17 protein-coding genes are annotated in these 15,729 nt (G+C 63.9%); 6 read left to right on the forward strand and 11 right to left on the reverse strand.

The window, feature by feature from the left end:
• The first annotated feature begins 20 nt into the window (after positions 1-20).
• Complete coding sequence (locus FXB40_RS17115) at positions 21-1,007, forward strand: peptidyl-alpha-hydroxyglycine alpha-amidating lyase family protein (protein ID WP_187436936.1); 987 nt, start codon at positions 21-23, stop codon at positions 1,005-1,007.
• Between the two features lie 228 nt (positions 1,008-1,235).
• On the opposite strand, the gene FXB40_RS17120 is transcribed toward FXB40_RS17115, so the two are convergent.
• The 5 genes from FXB40_RS17120 to FXB40_RS17135 form a co-directional block, all read right to left on the reverse strand.
• A complete protein-coding gene (locus FXB40_RS17120; RefSeq protein ID WP_148773355.1) occupies positions 1,236-1,745 on the reverse strand; it encodes an Lrp/AsnC family transcriptional regulator in 510 nt (169 codons plus the stop codon).
• A gap of 54 nt (positions 1,746-1,799) precedes the next feature.
• Positions 1,800-1,952, reverse strand: coding sequence for a hypothetical protein (locus FXB40_RS47940; RefSeq protein ID WP_187436937.1), 153 nt, complete (start codon positions 1,950-1,952; stop codon positions 1,800-1,802).
• A 199-nt stretch (positions 1,953-2,151) separates the two neighbouring features.
• Positions 2,152-2,478, reverse strand: coding sequence for a hypothetical protein (locus tag FXB40_RS17125; RefSeq protein ID WP_148773356.1), 327 nt, complete (start codon positions 2,476-2,478; stop codon positions 2,152-2,154).
• A 37-nt stretch (positions 2,479-2,515) separates the two neighbouring features.
• Positions 2,516-3,331, reverse strand: coding sequence for a MetQ/NlpA family ABC transporter substrate-binding protein (locus FXB40_RS17130; RefSeq protein WP_148773357.1), 816 nt, complete (start codon positions 3,329-3,331; stop codon positions 2,516-2,518).
• 45 nt (positions 3,332-3,376) lie between these two features.
• Positions 3,377-4,720, reverse strand: a complete 1,344-nt coding sequence (locus FXB40_RS17135; RefSeq protein ID WP_148773358.1) for an LLM class flavin-dependent oxidoreductase — start codon at positions 4,718-4,720, stop codon at positions 3,377-3,379.
• Between the two features lie 509 nt (positions 4,721-5,229).
• Between FXB40_RS17135 and FXB40_RS17140 the strand changes: the two genes are divergently transcribed.
• The 4 genes from FXB40_RS17140 to FXB40_RS17155 are packed head-to-tail and all read left to right on the forward strand — an operon-like array spanning position 5,230 to position 8,953.
• Positions 5,230-6,156 carry a TauD/TfdA dioxygenase family protein gene (locus FXB40_RS17140; RefSeq protein WP_148773359.1) on the forward strand — a complete coding sequence of 309 codons (927 nt, stop codon included), beginning with the start codon at positions 5,230-5,232 and terminating at the stop codon, positions 6,154-6,156.
• Between the two features lie 22 nt (positions 6,157-6,178).
• Complete coding sequence (locus FXB40_RS17145; RefSeq protein ID WP_187436938.1) at positions 6,179-7,237, forward strand: ABC transporter substrate-binding protein; 1,059 nt, start codon at positions 6,179-6,181, stop codon at positions 7,235-7,237.
• The gene (locus tag FXB40_RS17150; RefSeq protein WP_148773360.1) at positions 7,234-8,094 is read left to right on the forward strand and encodes an ABC transporter ATP-binding protein; all 861 of its coding nucleotides are present in this window, start codon (positions 7,234-7,236) and stop codon (positions 8,092-8,094) included. The genes FXB40_RS17145 and FXB40_RS17150 overlap by 4 nt, the downstream gene beginning before the upstream one ends.
• Positions 8,087-8,953, forward strand: a complete 867-nt coding sequence (locus FXB40_RS17155) for an ABC transporter permease (RefSeq protein WP_148773361.1) — start codon at positions 8,087-8,089, stop codon at positions 8,951-8,953. The genes FXB40_RS17150 and FXB40_RS17155 overlap by 8 nt, the downstream gene beginning before the upstream one ends.
• Here the strand turns inward: FXB40_RS17155 and epsC are convergent.
• Genes epsC through FXB40_RS17185 form a run of 6 tightly spaced genes read right to left on the reverse strand, consistent with a single transcriptional unit; the run spans position 8,950 to position 14,391 of the window.
• Entirely contained in the window at positions 8,950-9,894 is a 945-nt protein-coding gene (gene epsC, locus FXB40_RS17160) for a serine O-acetyltransferase EpsC (RefSeq protein ID WP_148773362.1), read from the reverse strand. The genes FXB40_RS17155 and epsC overlap by 4 nt on opposite strands.
• Before the next feature lie 6 nt (positions 9,895-9,900).
• The gene (locus FXB40_RS17165; RefSeq protein WP_148773363.1) at positions 9,901-10,473 is read right to left on the reverse strand and encodes a flavin reductase family protein; all 573 of its coding nucleotides are present in this window, start codon (positions 10,471-10,473) and stop codon (positions 9,901-9,903) included.
• A 41-nt stretch (positions 10,474-10,514) separates the two neighbouring features.
• Positions 10,515-11,747 carry an acyl-CoA dehydrogenase family protein gene (locus FXB40_RS17170; RefSeq protein ID WP_148773364.1) on the reverse strand — a complete coding sequence of 411 codons (1,233 nt, stop codon included), beginning with the start codon at positions 11,745-11,747 and terminating at the stop codon, positions 10,515-10,517.
• A 22-nt stretch (positions 11,748-11,769) separates the two neighbouring features.
• A complete protein-coding gene (locus FXB40_RS17175; RefSeq protein WP_148773365.1) occupies positions 11,770-12,774 on the reverse strand; it encodes an NrtA/SsuA/CpmA family ABC transporter substrate-binding protein in 1,005 nt (334 codons plus the stop codon).
• Between the two features lie 10 nt (positions 12,775-12,784).
• A complete protein-coding gene (locus FXB40_RS17180) occupies positions 12,785-13,513 on the reverse strand; it encodes an ABC transporter ATP-binding protein (protein WP_148773366.1) in 729 nt (242 codons plus the stop codon).
• On the reverse strand, positions 13,510-14,391 hold the full coding sequence (locus FXB40_RS17185) for an ABC transporter permease subunit (RefSeq protein ID WP_430647489.1): 882 nt from the start codon (positions 14,389-14,391) through the stop codon (positions 13,510-13,512). The genes FXB40_RS17180 and FXB40_RS17185 overlap by 4 nt, the downstream gene beginning before the upstream one ends.
• A 258-nt stretch (positions 14,392-14,649) precedes the next feature.
• Between FXB40_RS17185 and FXB40_RS17190 the strand changes: the two genes are divergently transcribed.
• Positions 14,650-15,729 carry an LLM class flavin-dependent oxidoreductase gene (locus FXB40_RS17190; RefSeq protein WP_148773368.1) on the forward strand — a complete coding sequence of 360 codons (1,080 nt, stop codon included), beginning with the start codon at positions 14,650-14,652 and terminating at the stop codon, positions 15,727-15,729.

Genomic DNA, 15,729 nt, shown 5'->3' on the forward strand with positions numbered 1-15,729 from the left:
TTGCAATGAAGGGGAATCAGGTGGCAGCCATTCTCGGCTCGGGTGAGCACCGCTACCGCGTCGTTGACAATTGGGCGAAGCTGCCGGATGGCTGGCAGCTCACCGACGTCGCCTCCGTCGCCGTCGACAGCAAGGATCGCATCTACGTCTTCAACCGCGGCGCCCATCCGATGGTGGTGTTCGACCGCGACGGCAATTTCCTGCGCAGCTGGGGCGAGGGGCTTTTTTCGCGCGCCCACGGCCTGCACATCGATGCCGACGACAATCTCTACTGTACCGACGACGGCGACCACACCGTGCGAAAATGCACGACGGACGGCAAGGTGCTGCTGACGATCGGCGTCCCCGAAAAGCCCGCGCCGTTCATGAGCGGCGATCCCTTCCATCGCTGCACCCACACGGCCTTGTCGCCGCAGGGCGAGATCTACGTCTCCGACGGCTATGGCAACGCCCGCATCCACAAATTCACGCCGGACGGCAAGCTGATCAGGAGCTGGGGCGCGCCTGGCACCGATCCTGGCCAGTTCAACATCGTGCACAATATCGTCGCTGATGCCGACGGCTGGGTCTATGTCGCCGATCGCGAGAACCATCGCGTGCAGGTGTTCGACGGCAATGGAAAATACGAGACGCAGTGGAACAATCTGCACCGGCCGTGCGCATTGTGCTGTTGTGGCGGCGGGAGGAACCCCACCTTCGTCATTGGCGAGCTCGGCCCCGCCATGCCGGTCAACCGCAAGGTGCCCAATCTCGGCCCGCGGCTGTCGATCGTTGACGCCAAGGGCAAGCGCATCGCGCGGCTCGGCGGCGAGGATGGCCCCGGTCTTGCCAGCGGCAAGTTCCTCGCGCCGCATGGGATCGCGCTGGACTCCAGAGGCGACATGTATGTTGGCGAGGTCGGCGTCACCGATTGGAAGACGAACTTTCCGGACGAGGACATGCCGGCCGTGGTCCGCACCTCGCGTTGCCTGCAGAAGCTGGAGCGCGTGGCTGAGGTCGCTCGTTAGGCAAGTTCCAAAAGTCGAAAACAACCCCATGCACAGTAGCCAAGTGGCTGCAATTCAAGACGGTCAAGTCGCGGATACGGATTTTACGAAATTTGGTTGACCCGTCGGGCAAAACAGGTGCATGATGGCATCATGGCACGACCGGCTCCGCAAACGGGTTCGGCGGCTATGACGTCGGGATCGGGGCTTCCGGCGCCGACGCGGCGTCCACACGGTGTCTGTGAGCAATTATTCCGCCGCCACGAGCGGAATCGGAAGCGCGGTAATCGACTTGATCTTCTCCATCGCGAAGCGCGAGGTGACGTTCTTGAGCGGCACGGCGTGGATCAGCTTCTTGTAGAACACGTCGTAGCTCTGCATGTCGGGAATGACCACGCGCAGCATGTAGTCGACATCGCCGGCCATTCGGTAGAATTCCATCACCTCGGGCATGGCGCTGACAGCGGCCGCGAAGCGCTTCAGCCAGGCATCGGAGTGATCGGAGCTCTCCACGGAGACGAACACCGACAGGCCGAGGCCGATCTTGTTCTGGTCGACCAGCGCAACGCGCTTCTGGATGACACCATCGCCCTCGAGCCGTTGAATGCGCTTCCAGCATGGCGTGGACGACAGGCCGACCCGGTCACCGATCTCGGCCACCGAAAGCGAGGCGTCCTCCTGAAGCACCGTCAGGATCTTGCGGTCGATCGCATCGAGGCGGCGGCCAGCCTCGGCGAGCTGCAAAGCAGCGTCGGTCATGTCTTGTTACCTTTATGTCAGGGGAAGCGCGGGGCCGGCACTTCAGCAGAATTGTCAGCCGTGAGGCCCGAACAGGAAGATCTCGTATAGGTCGTCCTGATCGCCGCTCTCACCGCCTGTCTGCGGCCGCAGCGAGGGCCGAAACCATCCACGTGCTTGTTCGAGCCAGTTGGCGAAGCCGAGATGCAGCGAGACGATGTAGCTCATGTTCACTCCGGACGACATTGTAGGGCGAGAACCCCGCAACGCTATCACGGGTGACGAGACATTGAACATCGCCGGCCGTTGGCAACGATCAGTTTGGTTGGATCGCACTGAAGCTGTCATGTGTCCGAGCAGAAAATTCCATGGCGACGTTTCGCCGGGGACGATTTTCATGGGATTCAACGGGCGCAAAGGCGTTGGATTAGTCGTTCGCGAGCAGTGCCAGGACGTCGGTGTGCCGCAGGCGTTGTGTGGAACCGGCGTTCAACGGTCGGCGACACGAGTCCGGTGACGTGACAATCATGGGCATGCCCATGCTGCCGAACGATGCGTAGAGCAGGCCCCGGTCGGAGCGCGCATGCAGATGTGCTCTCGTCATGAGACCGAGCACGAACAGGAACGCGATCGTCAGGACCAGCGGCAGGATCAAGGCCTCATGCCTGCCGATGCGATCCGTCACCGCTCTCGCCTCGATCGCCCGCTCGGCGGGAGAACGAAAACCGGTCCATTCCAGGGTGAATTCGAACATGCCGGCGCCGTTTCCTGCGGTTGCTCCGCATGTCCCTTCACTTCATGTAGTCGGGCAAGGTGAAGCCGTCATAGAAACGGTCGGCCAGGATCGCCGTCTTGAAGGTCGGCGATTTGTAGCCGGCGACGATGTCCTGCGCCCAATCGGCGTTCGCGTTGGCCTTCTTCACGGCGAGAACGTTGATGTAGGGCGTCGTCATCTTCTCCAGCGCGAAAGCATTGGTCAGCTTCAGCCCGCTGAAGATCGCGAAATTGCCCTGGACAGCGGCGAAATCAACGTCGTCGAGCGCGCGCGGCGCCTGCGCGGCTTCGAGCGGCACGATCTTGATGCCGCCGGGATTCTTGATGACGTCGAGCTCGCTGACGTCCACCGGCTTGCTGTCGCGGATCTCGATCAGGCCGAGGTCGCGCAGCACCCACAGCGCGCGCTGCAGATTGACCGGATCGTTCGGTACCGCGACGCTCGAACCCGGATTGATCGGCGTGCCCAGCGGATGCTTCTTCGAATAGAGGCCCATCGGCGGGGTGGGGACGTGGACGATACCGACGAGATCGGTCTTCTGCCGTTCGTTGTAGGAATCGAGAAAGATCGTGTGCTGCATCACATTGGCGTCAATCTCGGACTTGAACACCGCGTTGTTGGCTTCGAGGCCGGTCGAGAATTCGACGTAGCGGATCTTGTAACCTTTCTTCTTCAACTCTGGCTCGACGCCAATCTTGAACTCGTCGATATACGGCCCCGGCACGAAGCCGACCCGCAGCTCAGGCTTCGCGGGTTGCTGTGCCAAGGCGTCTCCGGCAGCGAAGGGGGTAAGAGCCAAAAGGCCGGAGAGGAGAAACAACGCTGTCTTCATGTCTTCTTACTGGTCTCGAGTTGGGATGTGAGTGCGGAAGCGGTGTCAGGCGATCGCCTTGACCGCGTTGGAGTAGATGCTGGCGGGACGCGCGAGGCCGTAATGCTCGCGCAGCGTCGTGCCGGTGTAGTCCTCGCGGAACAGGCCGCGCTTGCGAAGGATCGGGACAACCTGCTCGGCAAAGACATCGAAGCCGCCGGGCAGCCAGGGCGGCATCACGTTGAAGCCATCCGCCGCGCCGCTCTCGAACCAGGTCTGGATATTGTCGGCGATCTTCTCCGGCGTGCCGGCAATGACCCAGTGGCCACGCGCGCCGGCAAGGCGCTGTACCAGCTGGCGAATGGTCGGCTTCTCGCGATCGACGATGTCGACCACGAGCTTGAAGCGGCTGGCGACGCCGCGCACGCTTGCGGTGTCGATGAGGTGGCGTGGAACCGGCCCGTCGAGATCGTAACCGGTGAGATCGACGCCGATCATCTGGCGTAGCTGGGCCAGCGAATATTCGGGCTGGATCAACTCGTTGAATTCGTCCTGGAGGCGGTCCGCCTCGGCCTGCGTGCTGCCAATGAACGGGCTGATCCCGGGCAGGATCTTGATTTCATCCGGACCGCGGTCGAAGGTTCGGGCCTGGCGCTTGATGTCGGCGTAGAACGCCTTCGCCGAGTCCAGGGTTTGATGCGCCGTGAAGATCGCCTCGGCATATCGGGCGGCGAAGGCGCGGCCGTCGTCGGAGGCGCCGGCCTGCACATAGACCGGCCGGCCCTGCGGCACGCGCGAGATGTTCAGCGGGCCGCGCACGCGAAAGTGCTTGCCGACATGGTCGAGCGCATGGATCTTGCTGGTATCGGCGAAGATGCCCGACGCGGGATCGTTGACGAGTGCGTCGTCCTCCCAGCTGTCCCAGAGACGCGAGATCACATCGAGGTATTCGCGGGCGCGCTCGTAGCGCTCGTGGTGAGGCGGATGCTCGGGCAGCCCAAAGTTCTGAGCGGCCTGGGGCGCGCTGGTGGTGACGATGTTCCAGCCGGCACGGCCTCGGCTGAGATGATCGAGCGAGGCAAACAGGCGCGCCAGATTATACGGCTCGGTATAGGTCGTAGACGCCGTTGCGATCAGCCCGATGCGCTTGGTCACCGCCGCGATCGCGGCAAGCCAGGTAATCGGCTCGAAGCGAAAGCGCTGGGCGTAGCGGACGTTGTCGGCCAGCGCGGGGCCATCGGCAAAGAAGATGGCGTCGAACTTGCTGGCCTCGGCGCGCTGCGCCAGCTCCTGATAATGCGTGATGTCGAGAATGCGGTCTGGTTCGGATCCCTTGTAACGCCACGCGGCCTCGTGGTGGCCACCGGGATAGATGAAGAGATTGAGAACAAGCTGCCGTTGGTTGCTCATGTCAAAATGTTCCTGGGTCGGCCTGCGCAAAATCTATGTCGGCGCTCACATCGTTGTCGATGGAATGGATTTGCGTTGTTGAGTGCGGTGCGAGCAGGAACTTGCGATAAAACCTGCAAACGTAGATCGCGCGCCGTGCGCCCGTTGGTGTGTTCGAGATATGCATGTCCAGGCGAACGCCGCGGGTGGCGACAATGCTGTGCCTTCCAGCGAGTGCGGTTCCGCGTTTCGCTGTTGCCGATTTCGCGAATGCAACTATTCCCCGCACCGTTCAAACTTTGGAAGCCATTTCCGAAAGCCTTGAGCTAGCATCCTCAGACTGAATGCGAGGCTGCATTGATGCAGCCGCCACGGAAAGATCCCGCCAGACGCGATCGCCGCCAGAGCAGACGGCGAGCGCGCAAGAGGATCGATCTTCATCGTCACCTGTTTCCACTCCGCCATCGCGTCAGCGATCGGCGAACGGCGGAGCCTTGTTCAAATCGGATCGCGGTCTCGGGGAAGATGACATGACTGACGCAATCACCATCGACAACGTCATTCCGCGCGCGGATATCGTCAAGCGGTCGGCGCGGATCGGCGCAGAGATCAGGAATATCAAGCTGTCGGGCGATCTGCCGGAGCAGACGATCGCAGCGATCAATCGGGTGTTGCTCGAGCACAAGGTCATCTTCTTCCGCGACCAGAACCATCTGGACGACGCCGAGCAGGAGCGCTTTGCCCACCGGCTTGGCAAGCTGGTGCCGCATCCGACGGTTGGCGCGACCAAGGGAACGGCGTCGATCCTGGAGCTTGATTCCGGACGGGGTGGTGGCCGCGCCGATCAGTGGCATACCGACGTCACCTTCGTCGACGCCTATCCAAAGATTTCGGTTCTGCGCGGCGTCGTGATCCCCGAGTTCGGTGGCGACACGATCTGGTCGAACACGGCCGCGTCCTATCTTGATCTGCCGGCTCCGCTGCGCAAACTCGCGGACGAGCTCTGGGCGGTTCACAGCAATGCCTATGACTATGCGGTCAAGACCCGCGCGAGCGAAGCCGACCGGAAGCAATTCGAGGAGGTCTTCACCGCGACGGTCTACGAGACCGAGCATCCCGTCGTTCGCGTCCATCCCGAAACCGGCGAACGGACGCTGGTGCTCGGCAATTTCGTCCAGCGCTTCGTCGGTCTGTCGAAATACGACAGCCAGAAACTGTTCGACCTGTTCCAGTCGCACATCACGGCACCGGAGAACACGGTGCGCTGGAACTGGCGGCAAGGCGACGTGGTGATCTGGGACAACCGCGCCACTCAGCACTACGCCGTGAACGACTACGGCGACCAGCACCGCGTGGTCCGGCGCGCCACCATCGACGGCGAGGTGCCGGTCAGCATCGACGGCCGCAGCAGCGTGACCCGGGTCAAGGCGGCGAAGCCTCAGGCGAAGGCCGCCTGAAGCGAGCAATGGAGTGAAGACAATGAAGATCGCGATCTCTGCGTTGCGTCGCCTGGTTGCCGGCCTGCGGGCAAGAGGCAGGCAACTCGGCTTGGCCAGTCTCGGCCTGACAGCTCTCGTCGGCAGCGCCGCGGCCGAGCCGCAGCTCGAAAAGACGGAGATCCGTTACCAGGGCTGGGCCGGCCAGGTGACGTTCGTCGAGCTGGCCGACGATCTCGGCTATCTCGCTCCGCTGAAGCTCAAATGGATCGGCAACACCATCAGCGGTCCGCAGGACATCCAGACCGTCGTCACCGGTGATATCGACATCGGTGGCGCCTTCTATGGTGCGATCATCAAGCTCATCGCGGCCAAGGCACCGATCAAGGCCGTGGTCGGCTATTACGGTTCGGACGACAATACCTACAACGGCTATTACGTGAAGGAGGACAGTCCGATCAGGACCGCACGGGACCTGATCGGCAAGAAGGTCGCGGTCAACACGCTGGGGGCGCATCTCGAATTCGTGCTGCGTGAGTATCTGGCCCGCAACGGCGTGACGCCGGCAGAAGCAAAGCAGGTGACGTTGGTCGCGATCCCGCCGGTCACCGGTGAGCAGGCCTTGCGGCAGGGGCAGGTCGAGGTCACCACGCTCAACGGCGTGCTGCGCGACAAGGCGCTCGAGCGTGGCGGCCTCCGCAGGCTGTTTGCGGACTCTGACATCTTCGGAAACTTCACCGGAGGGTCCTATGTGCTGCGGGACAAGTTCATCAAAGACAATCCCAACACGTCCCGCAAGCTGATCGAAGGGGTGTCCCATGCCATCGAATGGGCACAGGCGACGCCGCCGGAGGAGGTCCGCGCGCGCTTCGAACGCATCATCGCCGAGCGCAAGCGCAACGAGGACGCCACGCCGATCAAGTACTGGAAGAGCACGGGTGTCGCGACCAAGGGTGGCGTGATCGGCGACGGCGAGCTTCAGGTCTGGATCGACTGGCTGGTGAAGGACGGGCTGCTGAAGCCGGATCAGCTCAAGCCGTCGGACATCTACACCAACGAGTTCAACTATTTCCGCCCCGGCAAGACCGCGGAGGCCAAATGAGCATCGCCAAGATCCGCTTCGAGCATGTGCGGAAGGAATTTCTGGTCCGCGGCAAGGATGGCGGGCCGGCGCAGAGCTTCACTGCGCTTGACGACATCACGCTCGATGTTCGTGCCGGCGAATTCCTGGCGCTGGTCGGCCCGAGCGGCTGCGGCAAGTCGACCTTATTGGACCTGCTCGGCGGCCTGACGACGCCAAGCAGCGGGCGCATCCTGCTCGATGGCAAGGCCATCGAGGGGCCGGCGCGCGATCGTGGCATCGTGTTCCAGCAATATGCGCTGTTTCCCTGGCGCACAGCCGCGCAGAACATCGAGTTCGGGCTCGATATTGCCGGCCTGAAGGCCAGGGAGCGGCGCGAGAGGGCGCTGCACTATCTCGACCTGGTCGGACTGTCCGGCTTTGCCGACCGCTATCCGCACGAGCTCTCCGGCGGCATGAAGCAACGCGTCGCGATCGCGCGAAGCCTTGCCTACGATCCGGAAGTGCTGCTGATGGACGAGCCCTTTGCCGCGCTCGACGCACAGACTCGCGAGACGCTGCAAGGCGAGCTGTTGCGGATCTGGCGCAGCACCGGGAAGACCATCCTGTTCATCACCCACGGCATCGACGAGGCCGTCGTGCTCGGCCAGCGCGTGGCGGTGATGACCTCGCGCCCAGGCCGGATCAAGCAGATCGTCGATATTCCCGCCGAGCTGCACAGCGAGACTGAGGACGTGCGCTCGCTGCCGGAGTTCGGGCATGCCAGGCACGAGGTGTGGTCCTTGCTGCGCGACGAAGTGTTGAAGGCGCAAGGCGCAGAGGTCCCCGCGTCGGAACGCGAGCGCGTGGCAAAGGCGAAGGAATTGGTCCATGTCTAATCTGGAGATCCTGACGCTGCTCGAACTCGCCGAGGGGAGCCCAAAAGACCGGGCCGCGCTGCGCGGCGGTGCGATCACCGCGGCGACAGGCGGCATCGTGCGATGGTTCGGCATCATCGGGCAACGATCCCTGCTGCTGCTGGTGTTCCTGGCCGTCTGGGAGACGGCGCCGCGCCTCGGGATGATCGACGTGACGTTCCTGCCGCCGTTCTCCGAGGTGATCGCCGCGGGCTGGCAGCTCGCGCAGAGCGGCGAACTCTACGACGACGTCGGTGCCAGCCTGCTTCGAGCCCTGAGCGGCTTCCTGATCGCCATTGTCCTGTTCGTGCCGTTGGGTGTGCTGACGGGATGGTACGCCCGGCTTGGCAACCTCCTGAACCAGACCATCGAGATCGCACGCAATACGGCGCCGCTGGCGCTCTTGCCGGTCTTCATCCTGCTGCTCGGGATTGGCGAGCTCTCGAAGGTCACCATGGTGGTCTACAGCTGCGCCTGGCCGTTGCTGCTCAATACGATCGCGGCCGTCCGCCAGGTCGATCCGCTCCTGATCAAGTCGGCGCGGACGATGGGCGCGACGCCGAGTCAGCTGTTCCGCAAGGTGATCCTGCCGGCGTCGCTGCCGACGATCTTCGTTGGCATACGCCTGGCGAGCGCCTCCGCAATGCTGGTGCTGGTGGCCTCCGAGATGGTCGGCGCGAAGTCCGGGCTCGGCTATCTCATCATCAACAGCCAGTACAGCTTCCTGATCCCGCAGATGTATTTCGGCATCCTCGGCATCACCGTGATCGGCCTCGCCTTCAACGCCATCCTCGAGGCGCTGGAGCGACGCCTGACGCGCTGGAAGGCGCCGGCTGTCTAACCAGGCTTGTTGCGGGCGGTGGCCTGCGTCACGATGCTGTTCGGCGGCACGTCCTGGGTCACCCAGACGTTGCCGCCGATGGTCGAGCCCCGGCCGATCGTGATCCGCCCGAGAATGGTGGCGCCGGCATAGATCACGACGTCGTCATCCACGATCGGATGCCGGGCGTCGCCCTTGATCAGATTGCCGTCGTCGTCGGTCGGGAAATGACGGGCGCCGAGCGTCACGGCCTGGTAGATGCGGACGTTGTCTCCGATGATCGCGGTCTCGCCGATCACCACGCCGGTGCCGTGATCGATGAAGAAGCCCGAGCCGATGCGCGCCCCCGGATGAATGTCGATGCCTGTTCGGGTGTGGGCGATCTCGGCCACCAGCCGCGCAATCAGCCGTGCGCCGAGCTGGTGGAGGATGTGCGCGAGCCGGTGATGGATGATCGCGGTCATGCCGGGATAGCCGATCAAGATCTCCGGGAAGTTCCGGGCGGCGGGGTCGCCGACGAAGGCAGCGCGGAGATCGCTGATGATCAAGCCGCGCACGTCCGCAAGCTCCGAGGCGAATTTGCGCGTCAGCTCGATCGCATCGTCGCGCCGGAAGCCGGCCGTGAGCTCGTCGCCGATGAAGAGCGCGGCGCGGTGAACCTGGTCGCACAGGCTATCGAGCGCGGTGCTGAGACGGTTGCCGACAAAATAGTCGATATTCTCCCCGTCGAGATCGAACTGGCCGTAATGGCGTGGAAACAGCGCCTCGGTCAGGCTATCCAGGATCGCCTGAAGCGCCTCGCGCGACGGCGCGCGTCGAGCCTCGCCATCCCGGCGGATGCTGTGGGTCTCTTCGCGGGAGACGCGGAGTGCGGCGACGAGCTGATCGAGCTGCCAGCGCTTCTGGGGCGGCTTATCGAGACCCTTGTCGTCGGACGGTTCGTGGGGGAGTTCGTGCTTCATGCGGTCTCATCTGACATGTGCCAGCGGAATGCTGATCTCGGCGAGCAAATCGAGGTCGAAATCGTGTTTGATCTCGATGTACTGGCCGTTCCAGTATACCAGCCCCGACAGCTCGCGCGAGAGGTCGAAGCTCACGAGGCTGCCGACGATGATTCCGTGGGAGTAGCGCTCGATGATCTCCTCGACCTGGCATTCGACGGTCGCGAGCGCGTTTCCGAGCAGCGGCACGCCCGAGGTGCCGGCCGACCAGGGGATGCCCTCGAAGCGCTGGGGCCCCTTGAGGCGGCCGTCGCTGAAGCGGTCCGCCAGCTCCTGCTGGTCGGAGCCGAGAATGTTGACGCCGAACGTACCGAAGCGCTCGATCAGCGCAAAGGACGACGCCTGCCGGTTGACGCTGACCAGCACGCGCGGCGGGCTTGCACTCAGTGACGTCAGGGACGTCACGGTCATCCCCGTGATATCGTCGTCGCGACCGGCCGTGATGACGCTGACGCAGCCGGCGAGGCGGCGCATCACGGCGCGGAACTGATGTTCGATCTCGTTGCTGTCAGTGACGAGATGGATGTCCGATCTTCCCATGTCCTGACCTCCTTGTGTCGGACGCGAGGGTGTCTTCCTGCCTAGAAGAAGCCCTTCGCCGGCAGCGGTGTGCCGCTGATCTCGTATTGGCCGATCGAGCGCGCCTTGTAGGTGGTTGGATTGTGCGAGGACAGGGTTCGGGCGTTGCGCCAATGACGGTCGAAATTGGTGACCTTCTTGGTGGCCGACGCGCCGCCGACGTCGAACAGCAGGCTGCCGCCGCGGATGGCGAAATCGTCCGCGATGATCTTGGCCTTGGCCGAGAGCAGGGCGGCGGTGTGCGCCGCATCCGCCGCATTGGCGGCACCGGCGTCGAACGCGTCGGTCGCGACGTCGAGTGCTTCGGCGGCCGCCAGCACCACGGCTTCGGCCGCGAAGGCGCCACTGGCGATCTGGCCGACGGTCTGCTGAAGCAGGGGATCGTCGGTCGGGATCTCGGTCGGCGCGTAGTAGAAGGTGCGCTTGCGCGAGTGGATCAGTGCGGTGGCGTCGCGCAGGGTCGCGCGCGCGATGCCGGCAACGACCGCGGTCAGGAACAGCTGGGCGAACGTGTTGGAGTACGGCACGCCATAGCCGGAGTCGGGCTCATCGAAGACCACCTCCTGTCGCTTCACTCTCACATCGTGGAAATGGGTCGTGCCGGTCGCGGTGAGCCGCTGCCCGAGGCCGTCCCAATCGTCGACCAGCTCGATGCCCTCGCGCTTGATCGGAATGATCGTGGCACCGGTCGCCCCGGACGGATCGGCGGCGCGGACAAGGACGTAGTCCGAGTACAGCGTGCCGGTGCTGTAATATTTGGTGCCGTTCAGCAAATAGTCGCCGTTGCCATCGGGTGTAAAGGTCGTGCCCGGCGTGACATTGCCGACGCGGGGGCTTTCGAGCTCGGTCGTGGCGAGTCCGATGATCGCGCCTCCGGCGACGGCCTTCTGCCAGTCGCGGCTCTGCTCGTCCTTGGGTGTGCGCACCAGCCGCTCGACCACGCTGAAATGATTGCGCAGGATATGTGCGACATTGGCGTCGGCCTCGCCGAGACGGATAACGAAGGCGAACAGATCGCGGATCGTGCTGCCGGCGCCCCCGGCGCTGACGGGGAGCCGCAGCGCGCCGAGACGGGCGCGGCGGATGAGATCGATGACCTCGAAGGGCAGCACGCGTTCGCGTTCGCGTGCGCTCGCACCTTCGGCGATCTGGTTGAGTAGCGTCTCCAGTTCCGGTGAGCCGATCTTGAGCGGCTCGGATGTGGTCAGGGAGGGTGCGGAGACAATTTTGTTCATGATTGGCCTGTTGGTCACGTTCCTAGAGCTGCGCGAGGTGATCGGTCACCTTGACCGGCTCGGGCAGAACCTTGCGGGCGACGAGCCAGTCGGCGGCTTTTTGCAGCTCGCCGACGAATTGCTCATCATTGGCGGCGAAGTAGCGGTACTGGCGCTTCAGCGCGATGAACTGGTCGCGGACGGCGTCGCTGTACTTGCCGATCTTCTGCGCGATGTACTCCGCCTCCCTGGCATTCTCGGAGATCCATTTGCCTTCGGTGCGAAACGCGTCGTTGACGGCGCGCACCAGCGCGGGATTGTCGGTCGCGAATTTGCGGGTGGTGAGATAGGACGTGTAGTCGATCTGGAAATCGAGATCGCGTCCTTCCAGGAAAAGGTCGTGCGCCTTGTATTCAAGCCGGGCGATGTCGACGCCGGGGCTCCACATCGACCAGGCGTCCACCTTGCCGGAAGCAAGTGCGGGCGCCGCATCCGGCGGATTGAGATAGACGAACTTCACCGCGGAGCGGTCGACCTTGTGCTTCTCAAGCGCGGCGACCAGCAGAAACTCGCCGAGGCCGGAGCGGTTGACCGCGACCGACTTGCCGACGAGATCCTCGATCTTGTCGATGCCGGAGCCGTCCTTGGCGATGATCGCCGTGGTGCGAGGCTCGTAGACGACGAACTGCGTGAACATCAGCGGGGAGCCGGCGATGATCGCGGCCAGCGCCGGCGTGGTGCTGCCGCCAAAACTGAAGTCGGCGCTGCCGCCCGTGACGGCCTGCAAGGTCGGCGCATGGTTCGGGAACGGGCCGAGCCACTCGACCTTGATGCCATCCTTGGCCAGCACCTTCTCGAACTCGCCGCGCTCCTTGGCGATCACGTTGAGGCCACCGAGACCCCAGGTGATGCGTACCGTGTCGGTGGTACGACCAGTCGCAGCCTCGGCGAAATCGCCGATGTTCATGCCGGCAAGCGCGCCGACGCCGAAGGCTGCCGTGCCAAGGAAGCTGCGCCGGGACGGTTTGGCGATCGGGGAGCGAGACATAGGGCCTTGCCTAGTTGGGGGAATGAGAATTCACGCCGAGCTCGCCGAGGAGCTCCGCGCGCGAGATGGGCGTCGAGCCGTCGCGAACGGCGCGGTGCTCGAACGCAATGGCACCGTTCCGCATCACCAGGATGCGGTCGGCCAGCGCGATCGCCTCATCGACGTCGTGGGTGACCAGCAGGACGCCCGGCTGATGGTTGGCGACGAGCTCGCGGACGAGCTCATGCATGCGGATGCGGGTGAGCGCGTCCAGGGCAGCAAAGGGCTCGTCGAGCAGCAGGAGCTCGGGCTGCTGGACCAGCGCGCGGGCGAGGGCGACACGCTGGGCCTGTCCGCCGGAGAGGTTGCGCGGCCAGTCATCGAGCCGGTCGCCGAGGCCGACCTCGGTCAGCGCTTCGGCGGCGCGTTCGCGCGCATCCGGTACCTGCAGGCCAAGCGAGACATTCCGCCAGAGGCTGTCCCACGGCAGCAGCCGATGCTCCTGGAACACCACGGCCGGTCGGCGCGGTGCCACGATGCGCCCGCCCTGAATGGAATCGAGACCGGCGAGCGCCCGCAGCAACGTGGTCTTGCCGCAGCCGCTCTCACCGAGCAGGGCGACGAACTCGCCGCGCTCGATCCTCAGGTTCAGTCTGTCGATGACCGCGCGGCTGCCGTAGCTGCGCACGAGGTTGTTGACGACGACCGCCGGGCCGGATTCGAACGAGGTGCGCGATCGCGGAGCGACATGAATATTCATCGTGCCGCTCCGTAGTTCGGATGCCACGCGAGCAGGCGCCGTTCGAGGAAGCGGGCAATGCTGTCGGCCGCGACGCCGATCAGCGCATAGATCACGATCGTCAGCACGATCACGTCGGTGCGCAGGAATTCCCGCGCGTCCATGGCAAGAAAGCCGATGCCCGATTGGGCTCCGATGGTTTCGGCCACGACCAGTGCGAGCCACGCCGTCGCCAGCGCATAGCGGACCCCGGTCAGGATCGACGGTAACGCGCCGGGAAGGATGATCCGTCGGATCAGCTCGATCGAGCTCAGGCCCTGCACGCGGCCGAGCTCGAGGAGTTTGGGATCGACCTGGCGAATACCCAGTACGGTGTTGATGTAGATCGGTAAGGTGACGCCGAGCGCCACCAGGAAGATCTTCTGCGTCTCGCCGACGCCGAGCCAGACGATGACGAGCGGCAGGACTGCCAGAAACGGCACGGCGCGGATCATCTGCACGCTGCGGTCGATCGCAGCCTCCGCGATCCGCGAGAAGCCGACAAGGGTACCAAGTACGGCACCGACGACCGATCCGATCGCGAATCCCGCCGCTGCACGCAGCAGGCTGACGCCAAGATCGTTCAACAGCGTCCCAGTGGTCGCGAGCTTGAACGCGGTTCGGATCACCTTGCTAGGCGCGGGAAGCACCTGGGGCGAGAGCCAACCGGCCTGCGCCAGCCATTCCCAGACGATAACCAGCGCCACGGGTGCAAGCCATGACAGGAGCAGAAGGCCGCGGCTGCCAAGCCTGATTTTGGTCGAGGCGAGAGCGCGTGCGTTGTCGCCGTTCTGCGACGACGGTTCCTCGTCCGCGCCAATTGTTGTGCGGCCGATGTCGCTCAGTTCGATATTGCTCAAGACCCGAGACCTCGTTTCAAGCACTGCATCTGGTGCAGGAGGCATAACGGCAAACGCTTGCCGTCAACGCAAAATGTCCCATGAAATCGGGCCGGCAGAAATAGAGCGGTATTTCAATTGTCATTCGCTCCGGAGTGATCTGTTGTCGTCGCAGCGCCGATGCGCGACAAAGAACATCTTTTGATGTCTTGTCTGCTTGATCTTGCGCCACGCATTGGCGAGAACGCCTCAGGCTTAACGGATTTACGGGAGAGCACGATGACGACCGCACCTCTTCGCTTCGGCATCTGGGCACTGGTGCATGGGCCGCGTGCTGCGCATCAGGACCCGGAAGAGCCCTATGACGCCTCGTGGGAGCGCAACCGGGATCTCATCTTGGCGGCCGAGGAGCTTGGCTACGACTCCACGCTGATCGCGCAGCACACGATCAATCCGCATCAGGAGGATCTCGATCAGCTTGAAGCGTGGAGCGCTGCGGCTGCAATCGCGGCGCTGACGAAGCGCATCGAGATCATCGCTGCGATCAAGCCGTATCTCTATCATCCCGTTGTGCTGGCAAAGCTGGCGCTCGGCATCGAGAACATCAGCCGTGGCCGGTTCGCGATCAATCTGGTCAACGCGTGGAACCGTCCGGAGCTGGAGAAGGCAGGGATTGGCTTCCCCGAGCACGATGCGCGCTACGCCTACGGCAATGAATGGATCTCTATCGTGTCGCGCCTGATGGAGGGCGAGCGCCTCAACACCAGCGGCGAACATTTCAACGTCACGGACTATGCGCTGCGGCCGACCAGCCTCTATCGCAAGCGTCCCCTCATCTATGTCGGCGGGGAGTCCGAGCCGGCGCGGGATCTCGTCGCGGGCCATGGCGACGTCTGGTTCATCAATGGCCAGCCGCTCGGCGACGTCGCCGGCCTGATCGCCGACGTCGCTTCACGTCCGCGCGGGTCGGCGCCGCCATTGCGTTTCGGTCTGTCCGCCTTTGTCGTCGCGCGCGAGACCCGCGAGCAGGCGCAGGCCGCCCATGAGCGGCTGCTCAGTCTTGCCGCAAAGGATGCGCCGATGAAGGCCATCCAGAAGCAGAACACGGATCCGAAGGTCGTGATGATGCAGACCATGCAGAAGACGCCGCGCGTCGGCAGTAATGGCGGCACGGCCGCGGGGCTCGTCGGCAGCTACGACGAGGTTGCGGAGCGCATCGAGGCGTTCCACGCCGCTGGCATCGAACTGTTCATGCTGCAATTCCAGCCGTTCGAGGCCGAGATGCGGCGATTTGCGCACGAGGTAATTCCCCGTGTGCGCGCCCGGCAATCGACCGGGCTGGCCCAGTCTCTTGGGTGA

The organism is Bradyrhizobium rifense, assembly GCF_008123425.1.
Classification (GTDB): domain Bacteria; phylum Pseudomonadota; class Alphaproteobacteria; order Rhizobiales; family Xanthobacteraceae; genus Bradyrhizobium; species Bradyrhizobium rifense.